The organism is Mangrovicoccus sp. HB161399 (assembly GCF_013184745.1).
Classification (GTDB): Bacteria; Pseudomonadota; Alphaproteobacteria; order Rhodobacterales; family Rhodobacteraceae; genus Mangrovicoccus.
Genome location: NZ_JAATVU010000003.1, coordinates 20,677 through 42,925 on the forward strand (window position 1 = coordinate 20,677; position 22,249 = coordinate 42,925).

Annotated in this window: 20 protein-coding genes; 15 read left to right on the forward strand and 5 right to left on the reverse strand. The window is 69.6% G+C overall.

Annotation, left to right across the window (positions count from 1 at the left end):
- Positions 1-44 precede the first annotated feature (44 nt).
- The 6 genes from HCC78_RS02410 to HCC78_RS02435 all read left to right on the forward strand — a co-directional run bounded on the left by HCC78_RS02410 (position 45) and on the right by HCC78_RS02435 (position 7,488).
- Entirely contained in the window at positions 45-1,574 is a 1,530-nt protein-coding gene (locus HCC78_RS02410) for an ABC transporter substrate-binding protein (RefSeq protein ID WP_172327146.1), read from the forward strand.
- Between the two features lie 71 nt (positions 1,575-1,645).
- Positions 1,646-2,602, forward strand: coding sequence for an ABC transporter permease (locus HCC78_RS02415; protein WP_172327147.1), 957 nt, complete (start codon positions 1,646-1,648; stop codon positions 2,600-2,602).
- A complete protein-coding gene (locus HCC78_RS02420) occupies positions 2,599-4,458 on the forward strand; it encodes a dipeptide/oligopeptide/nickel ABC transporter permease/ATP-binding protein (RefSeq protein WP_172327148.1) in 1,860 nt (619 codons plus the stop codon). The genes HCC78_RS02415 and HCC78_RS02420 overlap by 4 nt, the downstream gene beginning before the upstream one ends.
- The gene (locus HCC78_RS02425) at positions 4,455-5,444 is read left to right on the forward strand and encodes an ABC transporter ATP-binding protein (protein WP_172327149.1); all 990 of its coding nucleotides are present in this window, start codon (positions 4,455-4,457) and stop codon (positions 5,442-5,444) included. The genes HCC78_RS02420 and HCC78_RS02425 overlap by 4 nt, the downstream gene beginning before the upstream one ends.
- On the forward strand, positions 5,441-6,151 hold the full coding sequence (locus HCC78_RS02430) for an SDR family NAD(P)-dependent oxidoreductase (protein WP_371743765.1): 711 nt from the start codon (positions 5,441-5,443) through the stop codon (positions 6,149-6,151). The genes HCC78_RS02425 and HCC78_RS02430 overlap by 4 nt, the downstream gene beginning before the upstream one ends.
- A complete protein-coding gene (locus HCC78_RS02435; protein ID WP_172327150.1) occupies positions 6,151-7,488 on the forward strand; it encodes an FAD-binding oxidoreductase in 1,338 nt (445 codons plus the stop codon). Before HCC78_RS02430 ends, HCC78_RS02435 begins: the two co-directional genes overlap by 1 nt.
- 5 nt (positions 7,489-7,493) lie before the next feature.
- On the opposite strand, the gene HCC78_RS02440 is transcribed toward HCC78_RS02435, so the two are convergent.
- On the reverse strand, positions 7,494-8,426 hold the full coding sequence (locus tag HCC78_RS02440) for an NAD(P)-dependent oxidoreductase (RefSeq protein WP_172327151.1): 933 nt from the start codon (positions 8,424-8,426) through the stop codon (positions 7,494-7,496).
- A gap of 95 nt (positions 8,427-8,521) precedes the next feature.
- Here HCC78_RS02440 and HCC78_RS02445 point away from each other — a divergent pair, with 95 nt between their 5' ends.
- From HCC78_RS02445 to HCC78_RS02455, 3 genes are all read left to right on the forward strand, one after another.
- Positions 8,522-9,457: a LysR family transcriptional regulator gene (locus HCC78_RS02445; protein ID WP_253949005.1), complete on the forward strand. Its 936-nt coding sequence runs from the start codon at positions 8,522-8,524 to the stop codon at positions 9,455-9,457.
- A 1,016-nt stretch (positions 9,458-10,473) separates the two neighbouring features.
- On the forward strand, positions 10,474-11,286 hold the full coding sequence (locus HCC78_RS02450) for a sulfite exporter TauE/SafE family protein (protein ID WP_172327152.1): 813 nt from the start codon (positions 10,474-10,476) through the stop codon (positions 11,284-11,286).
- Between the two features lie 13 nt (positions 11,287-11,299).
- On the forward strand, positions 11,300-12,529 hold the full coding sequence (locus HCC78_RS02455) for an FAD-binding oxidoreductase (RefSeq protein ID WP_172327153.1): 1,230 nt from the start codon (positions 11,300-11,302) through the stop codon (positions 12,527-12,529).
- Between the two features lie 382 nt (positions 12,530-12,911).
- On the opposite strand, the gene HCC78_RS02460 is transcribed toward HCC78_RS02455, so the two are convergent.
- The gene (locus HCC78_RS02460) at positions 12,912-13,115 is read right to left on the reverse strand and encodes a hypothetical protein (RefSeq protein ID WP_172327154.1); all 204 of its coding nucleotides are present in this window, start codon (positions 13,113-13,115) and stop codon (positions 12,912-12,914) included.
- Positions 13,116-13,368: 253 nt separating this feature from the next.
- Here HCC78_RS02460 and HCC78_RS02465 point away from each other — a divergent pair, with 253 nt between their 5' ends.
- Complete coding sequence (locus HCC78_RS02465; RefSeq protein WP_172327155.1) at positions 13,369-14,301, forward strand: nucleoside recognition family protein; 933 nt, start codon at positions 13,369-13,371, stop codon at positions 14,299-14,301.
- A 3-nt stretch (positions 14,302-14,304) separates the two neighbouring features.
- Here the strand turns inward: HCC78_RS02465 and HCC78_RS02470 are convergent, their stop codons facing one another.
- The 3 genes from HCC78_RS02470 to HCC78_RS02480 form a co-directional block, all read right to left on the reverse strand.
- Positions 14,305-14,946 carry a riboflavin synthase subunit alpha gene (locus HCC78_RS02470; protein WP_172327156.1) on the reverse strand — a complete coding sequence of 214 codons (642 nt, stop codon included), beginning with the start codon at positions 14,944-14,946 and terminating at the stop codon, positions 14,305-14,307.
- Positions 14,947-15,030: 84 nt separating this feature from the next.
- A complete protein-coding gene (locus HCC78_RS02475; RefSeq protein ID WP_172327157.1) occupies positions 15,031-15,777 on the reverse strand; it encodes a sulfite exporter TauE/SafE family protein in 747 nt (248 codons plus the stop codon).
- A gap of 103 nt (positions 15,778-15,880) precedes the next feature.
- Positions 15,881-16,771 carry a LysR family transcriptional regulator gene (locus HCC78_RS02480; protein WP_172327158.1) on the reverse strand — a complete coding sequence of 297 codons (891 nt, stop codon included), beginning with the start codon at positions 16,769-16,771 and terminating at the stop codon, positions 15,881-15,883.
- A gap of 115 nt (positions 16,772-16,886) precedes the next feature.
- On the opposite strand from HCC78_RS02480, the gene HCC78_RS02485 reads away from it, so the two are divergent.
- From HCC78_RS02485 to HCC78_RS02505, 5 genes are all read left to right on the forward strand, one after another.
- Positions 16,887-17,939, forward strand: coding sequence for an SDR family oxidoreductase (locus HCC78_RS02485; RefSeq protein ID WP_172327159.1), 1,053 nt, complete (start codon positions 16,887-16,889; stop codon positions 17,937-17,939).
- A complete protein-coding gene (locus HCC78_RS02490) occupies positions 17,936-18,466 on the forward strand; it encodes a VOC family protein (RefSeq protein WP_172327160.1) in 531 nt (176 codons plus the stop codon). Before HCC78_RS02485 ends, HCC78_RS02490 begins: the two co-directional genes overlap by 4 nt.
- 1 nt (position 18,467) lies before the next feature.
- Complete coding sequence (locus HCC78_RS02495; RefSeq protein WP_172327161.1) at positions 18,468-19,175, forward strand: SDR family oxidoreductase; 708 nt, start codon at positions 18,468-18,470, stop codon at positions 19,173-19,175.
- 17 nt (positions 19,176-19,192) lie between these two features.
- Positions 19,193-20,161 carry an aldo/keto reductase gene (locus tag HCC78_RS02500; RefSeq protein WP_172327162.1) on the forward strand — a complete coding sequence of 323 codons (969 nt, stop codon included), beginning with the start codon at positions 19,193-19,195 and terminating at the stop codon, positions 20,159-20,161.
- A gap of 130 nt (positions 20,162-20,291) precedes the next feature.
- A complete protein-coding gene (locus HCC78_RS02505; protein ID WP_172327163.1) occupies positions 20,292-22,232 on the forward strand; it encodes a multiheme c-type cytochrome in 1,941 nt (646 codons plus the stop codon).
- Positions 22,233-22,249: the final 17 nt, after the last annotated feature.

The window sequence follows — 22,249 nt, forward strand, 5'->3', positions numbered from 1 at the left end:
GGGGCCGTGCAAGGCCCCGCCACACATCAACAGGAGCGACAGAGATGACCTTGAAGATGAACCGGCGCGGATTCCTCAACACCGCCATGGCCACCGGCACGCTGACCTTCCTCGGCGCGGCCGGGCTGCGCGCGCAGGAAGGCGGCACGCTGCGCTTCGGCCTTTCGGCCTATCCGCCCTCCTTCGACATGTGGGCCTCGACCGGCACCGCGGCTGGCACCGTCAAGCTGATGATCCATCGCGGCCTGACCTCCTACGACCCGCAGGGCGTGCTGCGCGGCGAACTGGCCGAGAGCTGGGAAGTCGACGACGCGGGCGTCTGGACCTTCAAGCTGCGCGACGCCACCTTCCATGACGGCAAGCCGGTCACCTCGGCAGACGTGAAATACACCATCGAGAAGGTCGGCGCCGAGGACAGCACCGCCTTCCGCCGCGCCCAGATGGCCTCGATCACCAATATCGAGACCCCGGACGAGAAGACCATCAAGCTGACCACGGCCGAGCCGATCGCCGTCGTTCCCGACTGGTTCGCGCATTACCACATGCCGATCCTGCAGGAAGGCTCGGAAGCCACCTCCACCGTCGGCGCGGGCCCGTTCAAGTTCGACAGCCTGGAGCGCGGCGTCTCCGTCAAGGTCACCGCCTATGACGGCTACTACAAGGAAGGCGAGCCCAAGGTCGACGGCATCGAGGCCATCGTCTATTCCGACGAGAACCTGCGCGTCGCGGCTCTGGAGGCAGGCGATGTCGACATCATCGAATACGTCCCCTGGGCAGCGATGGAGCGCATCGAGGAGAACGACGCGCTGACGCTGAACACCGTGCCGGGTCCGTTCATGTACCTGACCTTCAACGGCACCAAGGCGCCCTTCGACAACCCGCTGGTCCGCAAGGCGATCGGCCATGCGATCAAGCGCGAGGACGTGGTGGCCGCGGCCTTCTACAACCACGGCGCGCCGCTGTCTCACCTGCCGCTGGACGAATCCTCGTCCTTCTACAACGAGGACCTGGCCGATGGCTGGGACTACGATCCGGAGAAGGCCAAGGCTCTGCTGGCCGAGGCGGGCTATCCCGACGGGTTCAGCTGCACGATGCTGTCCACCGCGCAATACGGCATGCACCAGTCGACCGCGGAAGTCGCGCAGGCCTATCTGATGATGATCGGCATCAACGTCACGCTCGACCTGCCCGACTGGTCGACCCGCGTGCAGAAGGGCAACGAGGGCCAGTACGACATCGCCGTCATGGGCACCTCGGCCGACATGAACGATCCCGACGGCCTGACCACCATCATGGACGGTTCGGCGAAGCCCAGCTTCGTGCGCAGCTTCGGCATCGAGGTCCCGGCGGTCACCGAGGCGCTGAACAAGGGCCGCGTGACCTTCGAGCAGGCCGAGCGCAAGAAGATCTACCACGACATGGAGGCCGCCGCGATCGAGCAGTCGCCCTGCGTGTTCCTGTGCTCGCGCGCCCAGGGCTATGCCATGGCCTCGACCGTCACCGGCTTCTCGAACCTGCCGGGCCAGCTCACCTTCTATTCCGGCGTCACGCTGGAAGAGACCGCAAAGGGCTGAGCCCCTCCGCCCCCGCCCGCTGACCTCCCGGGCGGGGGCCCCTGAATTCTAGGAACGGACACGCCGCACCGATGCTCCGCTACGTCGCCCTCCGCGTGCTCATCGCGCTCGTGCTGGTCTGGCTGGTTTCCACGCTGGTCTTTCTGGTGCTCCATCTCGTGCCCGGCGATCCGGCCGAGCTGCTGCTTTCCGCGGGCAATACCGCGCCCGACCCCGAGGCCGTCGCCCAGCTGCGATCGCAGATGGGGCTCGACCGCCCGGTCCTCGCGCAATACGCCTCGTACATCGCCGACCTGACGCATCTGGATTTCGGCGTTTCGCTGCGCGACCAGAACCCGATCGCGCCCGAACTGGCGCTGCGCCTGCCGCGCACGCTGGAGCTGATCCTCGCCGCCGCGCTGATCGCCAGCCTGATCGGCGTGCCGCTCGGCACGATCGCCGCGATGCGCGACGGCGGCTGGTCGGAGAAGCTGGTCTCGCTGCTGGCCTCCGCCGCGCTCTCGACCCCGGTCTTCGTCGTCGGCACGACGCTGGTGCTGGTCTTCGCGCAATGGCTGGGCTGGATCTCGGCGGGCGGCTACGTGCCGCTGGCTGAAGACCCGGCACGCCACTTTGCGCTGCTCGCCATGCCCGCCGCGACCATCGCGCTGCCCTTGACCGCCGTGATGATCCGCATGACCCGCGCCTCGGTGCTGGAAGTGCTGGAGAAGGACCATGTCCGCACCGCCCGCGCCAAGGGCCTGGCCCGCGGCCCGATCATCCGCCGCCATGTCGTCCGCAACGCGCTGGTGCCGGTCATCACCGTGCTCGGGCTGGAAATGGGCACGCTGATCGGCGGCACCGTCCTGGTGGAATACGTGTTCAACTGGCCCGGCCTGTCGGGCTATCTCGTCCGTGCCGTGGAGGCCCGCGACTACCCCGAAGTGGTCGGCATCGTGCTGGTGATCTCCTTCCTCTTCGTGCTCCTCAATCTTCTCATCGACATCACCTACGCGGTGCTCGACCCAAGGGTGAAACTGGCGAAATGACCCGAGCTCAACGTTCCCTCTACATCTGGCTGGGACTGGCAGCGGTCCTGATCGCCTTCCCGCTCCTGGCCCCCGTCCTGCCGCTCCAGCCGACCATCGGCATGGACATCCCCCACCGCTTCGCCGGTCCCTCGGCCGCGAACTGGCTGGGCAACGACGAATACGGCCGCGATGTGCTGTCCCGCATCATCTGGGGCGCGCGCGCCTCGCTGGCCGTGGCCTTCGGCTCGGCCTTCTGCGCCGCTGTCATCGGCACGGTCCTCGGGCTCCTCGGCGGCTATTTCCGCGGCATTACCGAGGTGCTGGCGGTCCGCTCCACCGAGATCGTGATCTGCCTGCCGCCGCTGCTGCTGGCGATGCTGGTGATCACCATCCTCGGCGCGGGCGTTCTGACGCTGACCGTGGCGCTGACCATCCTCTTCGTGCCGAACTACACACGCGTGGTCTATGCCGCGACGCTGCAGACCGGCGGGCTCGATTTCGTGAAGGCGCAGGAGGCGATGGGCACCCATCCGCTGAAGATTCTCGCCCGCACCGTGCTGCCGAACATCGTGCCGCCGCTGCTGGTGCAGTTCTCGCTGACCGTTGCCTCGGGCATCCTGCTGGAATCCGGCCTCTCCTTCCTCGGCCTCGGCGTCGTTCCGCCCGCGCCCTCCTGGGGCCTGATGATCCGCGCCGCGCGCGCCGCGATGGACCAGCAGCCGCTGCTCCTGCTCTGGCCGTCGCTGTCGCTGGCGGGCACCGTCCTGCTGCTGAACGTGATCTGCGACCGCCTGCAGGACGTGCTCAGCCCCAAGACCGCCGCCCGTGGCGGGGCCGCCTGGCTGCGCCGCCAGATCAAGCGCACGCCCGGCGTCCCGGCGCCCGAGGTGCCGCTCCTGAAGATCGAGGACCTTTCGGTCGGCGTCGCGCTGGAGCATGGCTCGATGGGCCTGACCAAGGGCATTTCCTTCGAGATCAAGCCCGGCGAGACCATGGCGCTGGTCGGCGAGAGCGGCTCGGGCAAGACCCTGACCGGGCTCGCCATGACCGGGCTCCTGCCCAACGCGCTGAACGTCACCGACGGCCATGCCTGGTTCCGGACGGACAACGGCGTCGTCGACCTGTCCGCGCTGACCGAGGACGAGTTCGGGCCGCTGCGCGGCAACGAGATCTCGATGGTCTTCCAGGATGCCTCCGCCGCGCTGAACCCGGTGCACCGCATCGGCGACCAGCTGGCCGAGATCATCCAGCGCCACCGCCCGATGCCCAAGGCGCAGGCTGAGGAGGAGGTGGTGGACCTGCTTCGCAAGGTCGGCATTCCCGATCCCGAACGCCGCCAGCGTGCCTATCCGTTCGAGCTTTCGGGCGGCCAGCGGCAGCGCGCGATGATCGCCATGGCCGTCGCCAACGCGCCGAAGCTCTTGATCGCCGACGAGCCGACCACCGCGCTGGACCCGACGATCCAGGCGCAGATCCTGCGGCTCTTCGGCAAGCTGAAGGACGACAATCCCGGCATGGGCGTGATCTTCGTCACCCACAACCTCGCCGTGGTGAAGGAAATCGCCACCCATGTCTCGGTGATGTATGCAGGCCAGGTGGTGGAGCAGGGGACCGTCGCGGAAGTCTTCGCCGACCCGCGCCACCCCTATACCAAGGCGCTGCTGGCCTCCGTGCCGGAAAGCGATGCCGAGCGGCTGGAGTCCATCCCCGGCACCGTGCCGCAGCCCGGCGCCATGCCCGAGGGCTGCCGCTTCGCCCCGCGCTGCGCCCATGCCGCCGCCGCCTGCGCCGCGCCGCAGCCGCTGCTGGACACCGGCGCCGGCCGCACCACCCGCTGCCTCCGCTGGGCCGATCTCTGGAAGGATGTCGCATGAGCCCCGTCATCGAAGCTCTCGAGCTGACCCGCAACTTTCCCTCGCGCTCCGGGCTGATCGGCGCCAAGCGCGATGTCTGGGCGCTGCGCGGCATCAACCTGTCGATCGCCCGCGGCGAGACCGTCGGCGTGGTGGGCGAGTCCGGCTGCGGCAAGTCCACGCTCGGCAACATCCTGCTCGGCCTCGACAGCCCCACCGGCGGCGGCGTCCGCTTCGAGGGAAAATACCTGCATGACTTCAAGGGCGCGCACCGCCGCGCCATGCGCAAGCGCATGCAGCTGGTGTTCCAGGACCCGTTCGGAAGCCTCGATCCCCGCCGATCGGTCGGCGCCCAGATCGCCGACGGGCTGAGGAACCACGACGTGGTGCCCGGCTCGGAAACCGATGCCGAGGTCGCCCGCCTGCTGACGCTTGTCGGTCTCGATCCGTCGGTCGCGCCGCGCCGCCCGTCGCAATTCTCCGGCGGCCAGCGCCAGCGCATCGCCATTGCCCGCGCGCTGGCACCGCGCCCGGATTTCATCGTCGCGGACGAGCCGGTCTCGGCGCTCGACGTGTCGATCCAGGCGCAGATCGTCAACCTGCTGGCGGACCTGCGCGAGGAGCTCGACCTCGCCATGCTGTTCATCAGCCATGACCTGCATGTCGTGCGCCATCTCTGCACCCGCGTGGTCGTGATGTATCTCGGCCGGATCGTCGAGGAGGGCCCGGCAGAGCAGGTCTTCACCGATCCGCGCCATCCCTATACCCAGGCGCTCCTGGCCGCGACGCCCTCGCTGAAGCGTCCGGCGGGCGAGATGGGCGACGTGCTCGACGGCGAGCTGCCGAGCCCCGCGAACCCGCCCTCGGGCTGTGCCTTCCGCACCCGCTGTCCGCTGGCGACCGAGGCCTGCGCCGCGGGCGTCCCGCCGCTGGAGCACATCGCCCATGACCGCAAGGTCGCCTGCATCCGCGCCGAGCTGACCGGCGGCAAGGGAGGCCTGCAGTGAAGCTGGCGATGATCTCCGGGGCGAACCGCGGCATCGGCCTCGCCATCGCGCGCGAACTGGCCGCGGCGGGCTACCGGCTGTCCCTGGGCGTCCGCGATCCGCGCCGCCTGCCCAAGGACCTGGAGCATTTCGCCGATCTCAGCTTCGCCTATGACGCCGCCGATCCCGGCGCGGGCCGCGCCTGGGTCGAGGCGACCATGGCCATCTCTGGCCGGATCGACGTGCTGGTCAACAATGCGGGCATCGCCGAGCATCTGGGCCTGATGGAGGAGCCGCCGCTGCCCGATGCGGAGGCCGAGGCGACGCTCGACCGGCTGCTCGCGATCAACGTCAAGGCTCCCTTCCTGCTGACTCGGGCGGCGCTGCCGCATCTCTGCGCCTCCGGAGCGGGCCGCATCGTCACCGTGTCGTCGATGTCCGGCAAGCGGGTGCTGGGGCTGAACGCCGGCTACCAGGTGGCGAAGCACGCCGCGGTCGCCCTGTCGAATGCGGCACGCCGGACCGGGTGGGAGCACGGGGTGCGCGGCACTGCGGTCTGTCCGGCCTATGTCGCCACCGACATGACCGTGAAGCATGGCGAACTGGACCGCGAGGAGATCACCCAGCCGGAGGATCTTGCAAAACTCGTGGCGCATGTCATCCAGCTGCCGAACTCCGCCGCGGTGGCGGAGCTCTTGGTCAACTGGCGTTACGAACCGGGGTACTGATGCATCCTCAGCTTGATATCGTCGCGCCTTCGCCGGATGTCCCGGCGGAGGCCGATACGGTGGTGATCGGCGGCGGCATTGCCGGCGTCACGGCGGCGCTGGAGCTGGCCGAGCGCGGCCAGCGCGTGGCGCTGGTGGAAAAGGGCGAGATCGCCGCCGAGCAGTCCTGCCGCAACTGGGGCTGGGTGCGCTGTTCGGGCCGCGACCGGGCGGAATTTCCGCTGGGCGTGCTGTCGCTGTCGCTTTGGGACCAGATGGCGCAGCGCACCGGGCGCGAAACCGGCTTCCGCCGCACCGGCGTGGTCTACACCGCCTACAATAAGCGGGAACTGCGCGTTCTGGAGGAGAGCCTCGCCAATTGCCGCGACCACGGCATCAACGTGCGCTGGATGTCGCCGTCCGAATTTGCGGAATTCATGCCGCAGCATGCGCCGTCGGTGCTGGGCGCGCTGCATACGCCGGATGACGGGCGCGCCGAGCCTTCGATCGCCGTGCCCGCCATGGCCCGCGCCGCGCAGGACCGGGGGGTCGCGCTCCTGACCCGCTGCGCGGCGCGCGGTCTGGAAACCTCTGCCGGCGCCGTCTCGGGCGTCATCACCGAAAGGGGCGTGATCCGCTGCAAGGCGGCGATCCTCGCGGGCGGGGCCTGGTCGCGGCTGTTTGCGGGCAATCTCGGGATCGGGCTGCCGATCCTCAAGATCAAGGGCTCGGTGATGCGCACCGGGCCGATGCCGCTTGCCCCCACCACCGCGCTCGGCGACAGCGAGATCGGCGTGCGCGTGCGGCTCGACGGCGGGCTGAACCTGGCCTATCGCGGCGGCTCGCCCGCGCAGATCACGCCGGACAGCTTCCGCATGTTCTTCCGCTTCCTTCCGAGCCTGATCGAGACCCGCCACGAGCTGAGCCTTGAACTGGGCCGCAGCTTCCTCGACGAGGCGAAGATGCCCCGGACCTGGGACCCCTCCGGCCCGTCGCCGATGGAAACCGACGAATGGCGCATCTGGAACCCGGCGCCCACGGAACGGCTTCTGGCCCGCGCCCGCCGCGAATGGTCCAAGCGCTTTCCCGAATGCGGCGCGATCGAGGTGGCGGACAGCTGGGCCGGGATGATGGATGTCACGCCGGACGCCGTGCCGGTGATCTCCGAGACCTCCATCCCGGGGCTCATCCTGTCCACGGGCTATTCCGGCCACGGCTTCGGCATCGGGCCGGGGGCCGGGCGGCTGGCTGCCGATCTTGCGAGCGGCAGCACGCCCTGCGTCGATCCCGCGCCGTTCCGGCTCGGCCGGTTCGGCAAGGTCGCCGCGCCGAAGCACAGGGGGCTCGTCGCGGCGTGAGGCGCTCAGTATCCCCGGCGCGCATCGGCGAGGTCGGGGACGGTGCCCTCGGCCTCGAACTGCTTCAGGTTGGCCGCGATGATCTGCCCGCCGGTGGGCGCGTCGATCATCGAGGCGATATGCGGCGTCACGGTGATCTGCGGATGGGCCCAGAACGGATGGTCGGAGGGCAGGGGCTCCACGTGGAAGACATCCAGCGTCGCCTGCGCGATCTGCCCCGATGCCAGCGCATCGACCAGATCCTGGTCCACCAGGTGCGGGCCGCGCGCGGCATTGATCACGCAGGCGCCGCGGGCGAGCTTGTTGAACAGCGAGGCATTGAGGATGCCGCGGGTCTCGGAGGTCAGCGGCAGCAGGTTGACGAGGATCTCGGTGCCCTTCAGGAACGCGTCGAAGCCCTCGGCGCCAGCATGGCAAGTGACGCCCTCGACCTCGCGCGGGGTGCGTGCCCAGCCATGGGTGTCGAAGCCGATGGCGGCCAGCGTCTGCGCCGCGACCTTGCCGAGATTGCCCAGACCCATGACGCCGACCTTGCGGCGGGTTGCCGGGGGAACGACGATCTGGCTCCACTTGCTTTCCGCCTGCGCGGCCAGGATGTCGGGCATGTTGCGATGATGGCGCAGGACATGCAGCGCCACGTATTCGCGCATCCGCTGGGTCAGGTCGGTGCCGACGGTGCGGATGATCGGCACGTCCTGCGGCAGGGCGGCGTCGGCCAGCACGTGGTCGATGCCCGCGCCGATCGAGACGATGGCCTTCAGTTTGGGGAACTGCGCCAGGTCGCCGGTTTTCGGGCGCCAGACGACGCCGTATTCCACGGCCGCCGGATCGGAGATGGCATGCATCGGCTCCACCTTCCAGCCGGGCAGCAGCTCTCCGAGCATGTTGCACCAGTCCTGGCTCTTTTCCTCGGAGGGCAGATAGACGGCGACGGTCACGGGCGATCCTTTCACTTCGAAACTCGGGGGAACTCTCCCCGCGGGGCCGCTGCCGGTCAAAGCAGAAATTTTGGCGCGGCAGATAGAAAAGCTTTATGGCAGGGGGCCATGCGATGAACTTCAAGCAGCTCGAGGCCTTCTACTGGCTGACGCGGCTCCAGTCCTTCCAGGCGGTGGCCGACCGGATCGGGCTGACCCAGCCGGCGGTCTCGGCGCGGATCGGCGGGCTGGAGGACGAGTTCGGCGTGCGCCTGATCGACCGCGACGCGCCGCGCTTCGCGCTCACCGGGCCGGGCCACGAGGTCGCCGAATTCGCCGAGCGCTTCATGAACATGCGCGAGGCGATGGTGGCGCGGCTGGCGCAGAAGCACCGCACGCGGTTCGCCATCGGCCTCGTCGGTCCGGCGGCGCTGACCTGGGGGGCGGTGCTGCGCCGCGATATCGCCGCCGCGGAGCCGGATCTGGCGGCGGATTTCCATGTCGGCTCGAACGTGGAGCTGCTGGCGCAGGTCTCGGCCGGGGCGCTCGACATGGCCTTCGTCACAGGCGAGGCGGGGATCGAGCAGGTGCCGGGCAGCTTCGCGGTGCGCTACGAGGTCGGCTGGGTGGCAAGGCCGGATGTGGTTTCCGCCGCCCGCGCGCTGACGCCCGAAGAGCTGCGCTCGCTGCCGCTGGTTCTCTACCCGCCGACCTCGCCGCTGCATTCGCCCGTGGCGGATTACATCGAGGAGACCCGCGACCGCACCGCGCCGCGCCATTTCGGCTATTCGATGTCGACCATCGCCGAGATGCTGCGCCAGGGCTTCGGCGCGACCGCGCTGCCGCTCGCCGTGCTGGAGAAGGAAATCGCGCAGGGCTTCCTCACCGAGCTGCCGGTGACGGTGCCGCTGGCTCCCTTCGAGATCCGCTGCATCCACCTGACCGGGGCAAGGCGCAAGTTGGCCGGGCAGGTCTTCAAGCTGGCCGAGACCGCCGCGCGCAACTGGTGCGCCGCCCATCCGCGCTATGCAAGGTTCATCGGGCCGGAGTGATCTACGCTTCTGGCCCGCCGCAATGCCGGTACGGAGCCCGGAAGCGCTCCGCGTCGGGCATTCCGCGCCGAGAGCGACGCCGGCCATCCGCCTTTCGGGGCCCTCGCGGAAGACGGCCGCCATGCAAGTGCCCGCCGCCAAGGAGGACATTCTTCGGGAAAGGCCGGGCCATGCAGGACATCCGGGCTCCGGCCGATGTCTTGCCGTCTGATTGCCGCGGGTCCCGGCGCCGGGAATGACGGCCTGCGGGGGCGCCGCCGCCCCTCGTTCCGCCGGCGGGAAACGCTCCCGCGGGGCGATGCATGGGTGCTTGGCACGGCGGACCGCAGATGGCGCGGCCTTCGGGGCCTGCTTCTCTGGCAGAGGCGTGCCAATGCAGCCCGGGATGCGGGGCAATGCCTGCCGGGCTGTCGGAGTTGGGCCGGCGCGCCCGGAGGCTGAGACAGGATCGCGGGTCCCATGCCGGGCACGCTGGACAGAGGAAAGGGCGATTTGGATTGCGCCGCCAAGGAGGCATGCCTTGTCCGGGCCGGGCAAGTTGCCTCGGCTGGGGAGGTCGGTGTGCCAGCGCCTGCCGGGGCCGTGCATCACGGCAATTGCATGGATAGGCAATGTCCCGAGCGGGCGAGCATGGTCTGGGCCTGCCCGGGAAGGACCCATTCAGTAGGCGGCGGCCGGTGGCACCAGGCGGCGCCGCAACCGCACTTGGAACCGCTGTGTTTCCCCGGTGCCCGACCGCCGGGACCGAGCAGCGATGGCGCGTGCCCGCACGATGGCTGACCGGAACGGCCGCACATCCGTCTGCTGCTGCTGCAGGCGGCGCGGACCCGCGCAGGGTTGCGCTGCCTGCAAGGGCGCCCTGCATCGGCGTCTTTCCTGTCGATTGCGGCAGAGGGGCTGTGTAGGACGGACCAACTTTCCCCGAAGCGCCGCCTGGCCAGGCCTTCGGACCTGTCGAGACGCGTAACGAGGACCGCCATGCCCCACGATCTCCGCCGCTGCGAGGAGGCCCGCCGATGGACCTGCTGATCCTCTTCCTCGCCATTGCCGCCTCGGGCGCGGTCGCGGGCGTCATCTCGGGGCTGCTGGGCGTCGGCGGCGGGATCATCCTGGTCCCCGCCTTCTTCCATGCCTTCCACGCGCTCGGCTACGAGCCGGCGCAGCTGATGCAGATCTGCGTCGCCACCTCGACCGGCACGATCATCTTCACCTCGCTGCGCTCCGTCACCGCCCATGCCAAGCGCGGCGCGGTCGACAAGGGGCTGATCCTGAGCTGGGGCCCCTTCATCGCGGTGGGCGCCATCCTCGGGGTCTTCGCCGCCGCGGCGCTGCGGTCGCAGCAGCTGCAGGTGGTGTTCGGCGCGATCGGCGTCACGCTGGGGCTCTACATGCTGCTGGGCAAGCGCAGCTGGCGGATCGCTGACACGCTGCCCGGCCGCGCGCTCGGCGGGCTCTACGGCTGGCTGATCGGCTTCTTCTCGGCGCTGATGGGAATCGGCGGCGGCTCCTTCACCGTGCCGCTCCTGACCGCCTATTCGGTGCCGCCCCACCGCGCGGTGGGCACGAGCCCCGGATTCGGCATGCTGATCTCCATCCCGGCCTTCCTGACCTTCCTGGCGACCGGCTGGGGCATCGCGGGCAAGCCTCCGATGACGGTCGGCTATGTCAACCTGCCCTCGGTGGTGCTGATCACCGGCATGACGATGCTGACAGTGCCCCTGGGGGTCAAGCTCGCCCACCGGCTGAGCCCGGCGCATCTGCGGCTGGTTTTCGCACTGACGATCCTGCTTCTCGCGGGCAACATGCTGCGGAAGGGCATCTGGGGCTGAAGGAGAACGGGCCATGGCGGAGATTGCGGTCATCGGCGCAGGCATGGCCGGCATCGGCGCGGCGCTGGCGCTGCAGGCGCGGGGGCACGAGGTTCTGGTCCTCGACCGGCTCTGGCCGGGCGAGGGGACGAGCCATGGCAATGCCGGCCTGATCCAGGCCGAGGCGGCCGAGCCCTATGCCATGCCGCGCGCGCCGGCGCAGCTTTTCGCCATCGCCACGGGGCGGACCAATGACGTCGTCTGGCATCCGCGCTCGCTGCCCGGCGAGCTGCCGGTGCTGTGGTCCTATTTCCGCCGGTCCGCGCCGAAGCGGCATGCGGCGATTTCGGAGGTCTACCGCCAGCTGACAGGGCGGGCGGTGGCGGACCACGCCCCGGTGATCGCCGAGGCGGGGGCGGAGGCGCTGATCCGGCGCACCGGCTTCGGCGAGGTGGCCGAGACCGGGGCGGCGCTGGAGGCCACGGCGCGCGAGGCGGAGCGGATGCGCGACCGCCACGGCATCGCGTCGCGTGTGGCCGGCGGGACCGAGCTGCGCGCGGAGGATCCGGCCTTCCGCGAGGGGCTGGCCGGGGCGGTGATCTGGCGCGACAGCTGGTCGACAACCGATCCCGGCGCGCTGACCGCCGCCTATGCGCGGCTGTTCAAGGCCCGCGGCGGCCGGGTCGCGCGGGTCGGCGTCACCGGGATCGTGCCGGACCGCGCGGGCTGGTCGGTGGCGACCGAGACCGGGCTGGTCGAGGCGGCGCAGGTCGTGCTGGCGGCCGGGCCGTGGTCGGCGCAGCTGCTGAAGCCGCTGGGCTACCGCATCCCGATGCTGCTGAAGCGCGGCTATCACGGGCATTTCCGGATGGAGGGCGAACTCAGCCGCCCGTATTTCCTGACCGGGCACGGGGTGGTCGTCGCCTCGATGGCGCGCGGGCTGCGGATCACCACCGGGGCCGAGCTGACCGGGCAGGAGGCACGGCGCGACCTGCGCCAGCTGGTCCGCGGCGAGGCGGCAGCGCGTGCCGTCCTGCCCTTGGGCGAGGCCGTGCCGGACAGCATCTGGCACGGCCACCGGCCCTGCCTGCCGGACATGATCCCGCTGGTCGGCCCTGCGCCGCGGCATGACGGGCTGTGGTTCGATTTCGGCCATGGCCATCACGGGCTGACGCTGGGCCCGACCACGGGCATCCTGCTGGCGGAGATGATGGAGGGCCGCGACGACGCGCTGGCCCGCGCGCTGTCGCCGCGCTGCCGCTAGCGCAGTCTCCGGGCCGGGAGGGCTCGCCATGCGACGGCGCTGGCGTCCCCGGCATCCGGCCGGAAAGGGCGGCGGAGCAGCTTGTGCCGCCACGCGGGACACGATGCCTTCGGGCCGGGGACGCCTTCGCTGTCGGCCAGGCAGGGTCATCCTACCGGATGGACCGGAAGAACGGCGCCGGACGTCGCGGCGCGGCAGGTCCGCGTCCGGTGTCTCCGGCCGTGACCCTCTGCCGACGCCCGCCGCACCGGCGCAGTCCGGCGCCAAGGGCAAACCTCCGGGGGCGGCATGGGGCCAGTCCCCGCCCGGGACCGACGGGGTCAGGCCGAACCGGCCAGCCGGAGCAGCCCCTACGGGCAGTTCCGGGGAAGCGCGGCCGGTCTCAGGCTTCGGCCCGGCCGGGTTCGTGCGCGCGGCAGCGCCAGCTGCGCAGGATCCAGGCCGGATGGCGGCCGATCCACTCCGCCAGATGGGCCTGGCCCTGCATCATGCAGGCCATCAGGCCGACATCGGCATAGAGCAGGCTGCGATCCTCGCAATGGCTCTCATTCGCCGCGAGGCAGATCACGAAGGCCAGTTCGATCATCGCCCCGCACCCCGCGGCACGGACGGCGTCCCCCCGGTGCGGACGGCCGGGTCTTGCAGGCAGTCGTTCATGGCAATTTCCTCCGTTCCATGGCCGCAGCCTAGTCCCCGCCCGGGGAGCGCAGCGTGAATCCGCGGCGCGATGCTTGCAGGCGGTGCATGGCGGGTTTGCGCGCGGCTCGCTGGCAGTCCGGCGGAGGGACCGATAGCCAGAGGGCGAATGCCCTCGATCCGGGCGGAAAAGGGCAATACCCATGGAAGCACTTGTCGGCGCGGTCCTGACCGCCGGGGAAAACGCGCTCTACACGGCGCTCTACATCTTCATGCCGCTGATGGTCGTGCTGATGGTGCTGCTGCGCTTCCTCGAGGGCTGGGGCTTCCTCGCCTGGCTGGAGCGCGTTCTGGCGCGGCCGATGCGGGCCTTCGGGCTCGGCGGGCTGGGCACGCTGGCGATCCTCCAGGCTCAGTTCGTCTCCGCCGTGGCGCCGGTGCCGGTGCTCGCCATGATGCAGGCACGCGGCCATTCCGACCGGCGGCTCGCCGCCACCTATGCCGCCTGCATGGCCTCGATGCCCGCCAATGCCAGCTTCCCGCTGGTGCGGCTGGGGCTTGAGATCGGCCCGGCGCTGGCGGTCTCCACGCTCGGTGCGCTGGCCGCGGGGGCGAGCGTGCATTTCCTGTTCGGCCGCGGCCTTTCGGACGAACGCGGCGAGGACACGTTCGGCGGCGAGGACGTGAAGGTGGACCGCTCGGTGATCGGGACGATCAACCGCGGCGGCTCGGAGGCGCTGCGGATCATCGCGGGCATGGTGCCGATGCTGATCATCACGCTCTTCGCGGTGGAAATCCTGGTGCTGACCGGCGGCGTGGACCTGCTGCAGCGGCTGCTGGCCGCGCCGCTGACCGCGCTCGGGCTCGACCAGGCGCTGCTCCTGCCGCTGATCACCAAGATGATCGCGGGGAACACGGCCGTGGTGGGGATGCTGATGGCGCCGGGCACCGCCACGGCGATTCCGGCAGACGAGCTGAACGCCACGGTGGGGCTGCTGTTCCAGTCGCTGGACCTTGCCGGGCTGGCGATCTTCCTCGCCGCGCTGCCGTTCCTTGCCAAGGTCTGGAAGCAGGCCGTTTTCGGTGCGGCCTTCGGGATCGCGGTCCGGATGGCCCTGACCGCGATCGTCGTCTGAGCCTCAGGCGGCTGCTCCGGCCTTGGCCAGGTATTGCGGCAGCAACCGCTCCAGCGTCCGCTCCATCACGTCGACGGTGATCTTGGTCTGGTGGTCGACCTCGATGTTGATCCGGTCGCCGGCCTTGTAGTCCGGGAAGGTGGTCTGGCGCAGCGTCTCGGGGATCAGGTAGATGGTGAAGACGTTGCCGTCGACCTCGGCCACGGTCAGGCTGCAGCCGTTCACCGCCAGGAATCCGCGGTCGAAGACGTATTTCGCCCACTCCTCCGGCACGCGGAAGGAGATGAAGGCGCCGGCACCTTCCGTCTTCAGCGCCACGAGTTCCGCGGTGCAGGAAATGTGGCCGGAAACCGGGTGGCCGCCGTTTTCCTCGGTCATCTTCATCGAGCGCTCGATATTGGCGCGGCCGCCCCGTTCGAGCCGGCCCAGATTGGTCCGGTCGAGCGTGGCGGTCATCGCATCGAAGCTGACCTTGGTGCCGTCGATGGCCGTGGCCGAGAGACACACGCCCTCGACGGCGACGCTGCCGCCGATCTGCAGATCCGCCACGCGCTCGGGCGGCAGGTCGAAGGTGAAGCTGGTGTGGCCCTCGTGGCGCTCCAGCGCGGTCACGGGGGCGACGGTCTGGACGATGCCGGTATACATGGCGGGTCTCTCCGGAACTGGACGCGGGCGCATCCTACGCGCCCCGGCGGCGATGGCAAGGCACGCGCCGTGCCAGCCGCGGGATCAGGCCTGGCCCGCCAGCATCAGCCCGCCGCGCGCCAGCAGCACCGCCGACAGCACGCCCAGCATCGCCTGGATCGTCTTCATGTAGACCTGTTCCGGCAGCTGGTGGGTCAGCCAGCGTCCGGCATAGGTGCCCGCGACCCCGGCCACGGCAAGCGCGGCGATCAGGCCCCAGTGCAGCCCGTCGAGCTGGCCGATGGCGGCATAGGCCGGAAGCTTGACCAGATTGCCGATGGCGAAGGCGATCGCGATCGTGCCCGCGAAGGTCAGCTTCGGCAGGCGCTGCGGCAGCAGGTAAGCCTGGGAGGGCGGGGCGCCGGAATGGGTGATGAAGCTGGCGATGCCGGTCAGCGTGCCCCAGAAGACGCCGGGAAGGACCCGCGGCGGAACGGCGTCCTCCTCGGCGCGCTTCAGCCAGCTGCGCGCGATGTGCCAGATGCCGATGCAGCCGGTGAAGATCAGGAGCGCGGATTCCGGCGTGTAGGGCGTGATCACGGTGGCGATGGCCACGCCCAGCAGGATCGCGGGGGTCAGGATCAGCACGTTCGGCTTCGAGAAGTCCTTGCGATAGAGCCAGACGCCGATCCAGTCGGTGACGATGTAGACCGGCAGCAGCGTCGCCGCCGCTTTCACCGGGTTCATGAACAGCGCCAGCATCGGCACCGCGATGGCTGCGGCCGAAGCCAGGCCGCCCTTCGAGGCGCCGACGATCAGCGCGGCCAGGATCAGCAGGAAGGTGTCACTCATGGGAACTCGCTACATGTGGTCTGGAACTTGCGCGCCTCCGGACGCCCGGCAGAGCTAGGCCGGGGCGGGCAGGCGGTCCAGTCACGGAAAAGTGCGGCCCGGCTCAGGCGGGCGCGGCAAGCTCCGCGGCCAGGTAGTCGATCAGCGTCCGGACCCTGCGCGCCTCGTGCCCGCGCGGGGCGAAGACGGCATAGAGATTGGTCGACTCCGCGGTATAGGCGTCGAGCACGGTTTCCAGCCGCCCGGCCGACAGATCGGCGGCGATGTCGAAGCCGGACTTGAGCACGACGCCGGCGCCCGCCACCGCCCAGTCGCGCAGCACCTGGCCGTCATTCACCAGCCGGTCGCCGGAGACGCGGATGCGGAACCGCGCGCCGTCCTCGCGGAAGGACCAGAAGGCCTGGGTCTCGCCCGGCGGCGCCAGCACCAGGCAGTTGTGGCCGGCCAGCTCGCGCGGATGCGCCGGCCGGCCGTGCCGGTCCCAGTAGCCCGGGCTGGCGCAGATGTTCTTCCGGCCGCGCAGCAGCAGCCGCGCCTTCAGCCCGGAATCGCGCAAGGGCCCGGTCCTGAGCCCGAAATCGAAGCCGCCTTCGACCAGGTCGACCAGCGTGTCCGACAGGAAGAGATGCACGTGCAGACCCGGATGCAGCCGCATGAAGCCGTCGATCAGAGGCGCGATCCGCTCGCGGCCGAGATCGTTGGTCGCGGTGATGCGGATGTCGCCCGAAAGCGGCCCGTCCTCGGCGAAGCCAGACATGATCTCGTCGAGATCGCCCAGGATGCGGCGGCTCTCGCCGAGGAACCGCTCGCCCTCGGGGGTCAGGGACAGCCGCCGGGTCGAGCGCAGGACCAGCTGCGCGCCCAGCCGCTCCTCCAACTGCTTAAGCCCGTGGGTGATGGTGGAGGGCGCGACGCCCCAGGACCGCGCGACAGCCGACAGCGTGCCCAGATCCGCAACCGCCACGAAGAGCCGCATGAGCTTGGGATCGTCCATTCTTCGATTTCTCCGAACACTGTTTGCTGTGCGCCGCACATTCTTCTTTCGTCCAGAAAATTACGTGATGCAACAGCGGCCCGAGGGCCGCCTGAGTGACTTTAGGAGGTACCCCATGTCCCAACCCCATGCGCTTGTCGCGGGCGGGCTCGGCGTGATCGGGCGCAATCTGGCGACGCATCTGGCCGATGAACTTGGCTGGACCGTCACCGCGATCTCGCGCCGCTCCCCGGATTTCGAAACATCGGCGCGCTACCTGTCCGCCGATCTGGAAGATGCTGCCGCGACAGGAACCGCGCTGGCCGAGGCCGGCCCCTTCACCCATGTCTTCTATGCCGCCTATCAGGACTGCGGCGGCGATGCCGCCAGGCAGGTCGCGGTCAACACCGCGATGCTGAAGAACTGCGTGACGGCGGCGGAGAAGGCCTCGCCCGGTCTGCAGCGGGTGCTGCTCTACGAGGGCGCCAAGTACTACGGCGCGCATATCGGCGCTTTCCCGACCCCGGCCCATGAAGACGACCCGCGCGTCATGCCGCCGCTCTTCTACTACGACCAGGAGGACTGGCTGACGTCATTCGCCGAAGGCAAGGCCTGGGACCGCGTGGTGATGCGCCCCGACGTGGTCTGCGGCTTCGCGATCGGCAACCCTATGAACCTGGCGATGGTGATCGCGGTCTATGCGGCGATCTGCAGGGAACTGGGCTTGCCGCTGCGCTTTCCCGGCTCCGCCGAGTGCTACGGCAAGCTGGCGCAGGTGACGGATGCGGCGCAGCTGGCGGCCGGCTCTGCCTGGGCAGCCACGGAAGCGCCCGGCGCCACGGAATACAACCTGACCAACGGCGACATCTTCCGCTGGAACCACCTGTGGAAGAAGATCGCCGCGCATCTGGACATGGATCCGGGCGAGCCCATGACGATTTCCCTGGCGGAGATGATGGCCGACAAGGGCCCGGTCTGGGAGCGGATCAAGGCGAAGCACGGGCTTGTCGACGTGCCTTTCGACAAGGTCGCGGCCTGGGGCTTCGGCGACTTCATCTTCAACTGCGACTGGGACGTGATTTCCTCCACCACACGGATTCGTCAGGCCGGATTCGGAACAGTTGCCGACAGCGAAGCGATGTTTCTCCGTCTGATCAACGAGTTCAAGGAAAGGAAGGTCATCCCATGAGCACCATCCGCGGCATCGAGCATCTCGGCATCACCGTTCCCGACCACGACGCGGCGGTCGCCTTCTTCAAGGCTGCCTTCGGCGCGGAGGTCATGTTCTCCCAGACCGCCGCCCATGGCGGTCCCTTCCCGGCGGAGGAAATCGGCGCGCTCAACGGCCTGCGCGCGGGCACGGCGATGAAGAAGGTCACCGTGCTGCGGCTCGGCAACGGGCCGAATGTGGAAATCTTCGAGATCGACCGGCCCGGCGGCAAGTCCGAGACCAACATCGCCGATCTGGGCATCAGCCATTTCAGCGTAAATTCCGACGATCTCGGCGCGCTGGCTGAGAAATTCTCGGAGGCGGGCGGCGAGCTTCTGTCCAAGATATACGATCTCGGCGACCCGGAGGACGGCCAGGGCAACCGCGGCGTCTTCGGCCGCACGCCCTGGGGGCTGCTGGTCGAGATGCAGCAGATCGAGTCCCCCATGACCTACCTTCCCGGCGCGACCGCGCGGCGCTGGCTGCCCGAATCCGAGGAGGCCTGACATGCTCGCGAATACCCGCATCCTCGTGCTCGGCGGCACGTCCGGCATCGGCTTCGGCGTGGCGCAGGCCGCCCGCGCCGCCGGGGCGCATGTGACCGTCGCCTCCCGCTCGCAGGAGAAGGTCGATGCTGCCATCGAGCGGCTCGGCACCACCGCCCATGGCGCGGTGCTGGATACCGGCGACGCGGCGGCGCTGGAGGCGTTCTTCGGCTCCGCGGACGCGTTCGACCATGTCTTCTGCTCGGCCTCCTCGACCAAGGTCGCCGCCGTGAAGGAGCTGCCTCTGGAGGACGCCTATGCGTCCTTCAACTCGAAATTCTGGGGCGCCTACCGGCTGGCCCGGGCGGCGAAGATCAGGGAGGGCGGCTCGCTGACCTTCACCTCGGGCTTCCTGTCGGTCCGGCCGAAGCCCGGCGCGGCGATCCAGGGCGCGATCAATGCCGCGCTCGAGGGGCTGACCCGCGGGCTGGCGCTGGAACTGGCGCCGGTGCGCGTGAACTGCGTCTCGCCCGGCCTGGTGAAGACCGAGATGTACGGCACGCTCGACGGCGACGGCCGCAAGGCGATGTTCGAGGGCGCGGCAGAGAAGCTCCCCGTCGGCCGGGTCGGCACGCCCGAAATGATCGCCGTGCAGGCGCTGGCCTTCATGGAAAACCCCTACATGACCGGCTCCACCGTCTTCGTCGAAGGCGGCGGGGCCCTGATCTGACAAGAAAGGACACCCTCATGCAGATGAAGAAACTGGGCAGCACCGGCTTCGAGATCGCCCCGATCGTCTTCGGCGGCAACGTTCTGGGCTGGACCACCGACGAGGCAAAAAGCTTCCGCGTGCTCGATGCCTTCGTCGATCACGGCTTCGACGCCATCGACACGGCGGATGTGTATTCGGCCTGGGTCGACGGCCACAAGGGCGGAGAGTCCGAGACCGTGCTGGGCAAGTGGTTCGCCGCGCGTCCGGGCATGCGGGCCAAGGTCAAGCTCTTCACCAAGGTCGGTTCCGACATGGGCGGGCCGGGGGAGAAGGGCCTGTCCGAGGCCTGGATCATGAAAGCTGTCGACCGCTCTCTGGAGCGGCTGCAGACCGAGAGCATCGACCTCTATTTCTCGCACTGGCCCGACCCGGACACCGGCCATGCCGAGACGCTGGGCGCCTATGGCAAGCTGCTCGCGGCGGGCAAGATCAAGGCGATCGGCGCGTCGAACTACGATGCCGAACTGCTCGGCTCGGCGCTGAAGATGGCAAAGGCCGAAGGGCTGCCCGCCTACCAGGTGATCCAGCCGGAATACAATCTCTATGACCGCGGCAGCTTCGAGGGGCCTCTGCGCGACCTCTGCCTTGCAGAGAATATCGGCGTCGTCACCTATTTCAGCCTCGCGGCCGGCTTCCTTTCGGGCAAGTACCGCTCCGAGGCCGACATGAAGGGCAAGGCACGCGCCGGGATGGTGGAGAAATACCTGACCGAGCGCGGCATGCGGATTCTCGACGTGCTCGACGACGTGGCGGGCGCGCATGACGCGAAGTCGGCCGAGGTCGCTCTGGCCTGGCTGATCGGCCGCGAGGGCGTGACCGCGCCAATCGCCTCGGCCACGTCCGTGGCGCAGGTGGAAAGCTTCGCGAAAGCTGCGTCGCTGAAGCTGACCGCCGAAGACATGGCCCGGCTGACCGAGGCCGGCGCGGTCACCGAGGCCGCCTGATCCGCAGCCCTGTTCCGCGCGGCGCGCGGGGCAGGGCGCTTTCTTCGCCACCGGGACAATTCCGTCCATGGCCGCGGGACGGTTTCCTTGGCAGGGTGTCGGCACCTGTCCCGTTCCGGAAGCCGTCCCCATGATCCGCCTGGCCTGCCTGCTCCTGCTGCTCTTCTGCACCTCCGCCGCCGCGCAGGATGCGGGCTTCGCCGGTTCGGAGATCTGCACCGGCTGCCACGACGCCGAGGCGGAGGCCTGGTCGGGCTCGCATCACGCCGCCGCCTGGACCGCGGCCACCCCCGGGAACATCCGCGCCGATTTCGACGGCACCTCCTTCTCGCTCGGCGGCATGGAGGTCCGGTTCCGCATCGCCGCCGACGGTTCGCGCCATGCCGAGGTGACCGAGCTCGACGGCAGCGTGACCGGCTACGAGGTGCAGTCGGTCGTCGGCATCGAGCCGCTTCAGCAATACCTGTTCGAGACGGAAGCGGGCCGCCTGCAGAGCTTCGACGTGGTCTGGGACACCGAACAGGGCCGCTGGTTCCACCTCTATCCCGGGCTGAACCCGCCGCCGTCCGACGCAATGCACTGGACCGGCCCCTACAAGACCTGGAACGGCCGCTGCGCGGTCTGCCATGCCACCGGGTTCGAGGCGGATTACGATCCCGAAACCCGCAGCTACGCCTCGGTGCAGGCAGAGATCGGCGTCGGCTGCGAGTCCTGCCACGGCGCGGGCGCCGCGCATGTCGCCTGGGCCAGCCGCCTGCAGGACACGCAGGAAGAGCCGCCCGCGGATTACGGCCTTGCCGACCTGTCGGATCCGGCCAGCTTCCTCGATGCCTGCGGCGGCTGCCATTCCCGGCGCGAGGCCTATTCCGATGCCTCGCCGCCCGCCGGAACGCCCTATCACGACGCCTACAACCTGTCGCTGCTGCGGCCCGGACTCTACTGGCCCGACGGGCAGATCCGCGACGAGGTCTATGTGCTGGGAAGCTTCCTGCAGTCGAAGATGCAGGCCAAGGGCGTGACCTGCACCAACTGCCACGACCCGCATTCGGGCGGCCGCATTGCGGAGGGCAATGCCGTCTGCACCCAGTGCCACAGCCCGGCCGGCAATCCCGATTTCCCCAGCCTGCCGCTCAAGGTGTTCGACGGGCCGGAGCACACCCATCATCCGGCAGGCAGCGCAGGCGCCGAATGCAAGTCCTGCCACATGCCCGAAGCGGTCTACATGGGCAATGACTGGCGCGCCGACCATTCCTTCCGCATCCCGCGCCCGGACCTTTCCGCGGAGACCGGCGCGCCGGATGCCTGCACCAGCTGCCATGAGGGCCGCGACCCAGCCTGGGCCGCCGCGGTGCTGGAGGACTGGTTCCCGGAGAGCACGCATCGCGGCCCGCATTACGGCCAGATCCTCGCACGCGGCACCGCCGATCCGGTGGCCGCGGCCGGGGACCTCTCGGTCCTGGCGCGGTCCGAGGAGCCGGGCATCGTGCGCGCCACGGCGCTCTGGCTGCTGGGCCAGGGCGGCGGACCGGCCGAGGCGGATGCGGTCGAGAGCTTGCTGGCCGATCCCGATCCGCTGGTGCGCGCGGCAGCCATCGACGCGCAGCGCGGCGCCGATGCGCAGCTCCGGGTGCAGCGCATCGTCGGGCTCCTGGGCGATCCCTCGCGCTCGGTCCGCATCGCGGCCGCGCGGGCGCTGCTCGGCGCGCCGGTGGCGCATCTGCCCGGGCCGATGGCGGAGAACCTCCGCAGGGCGCAGGGAGAATGGCGCGGCGCGATGGCGGCGCGGCTCGACTTTCCCGAAACGCATGTGCAGCTGGCCGGCATGGCGCTGACCCTGCGCAACTTCCCGGCGGCAGCGCAGGCCTTTGCCGAAGTCACCGCGCTCGACCCGCAATATGTCGACGCCTGGGTGATGCGTGCCAGGCTGGCGGCGGCGCTCGACGGGCCGGATGCCGCGCGTTCTGTGCTGGAGGAGGCCGTGGCCGCCAATCCCGGCGATCTGGGGCTGTCCTCGCTGCTGGCCGATCTCGGCGGGCCGCCGCCGGACCTGACGCCGCCCCGCCGGGACTGACCGCGGACAGGGCCCGA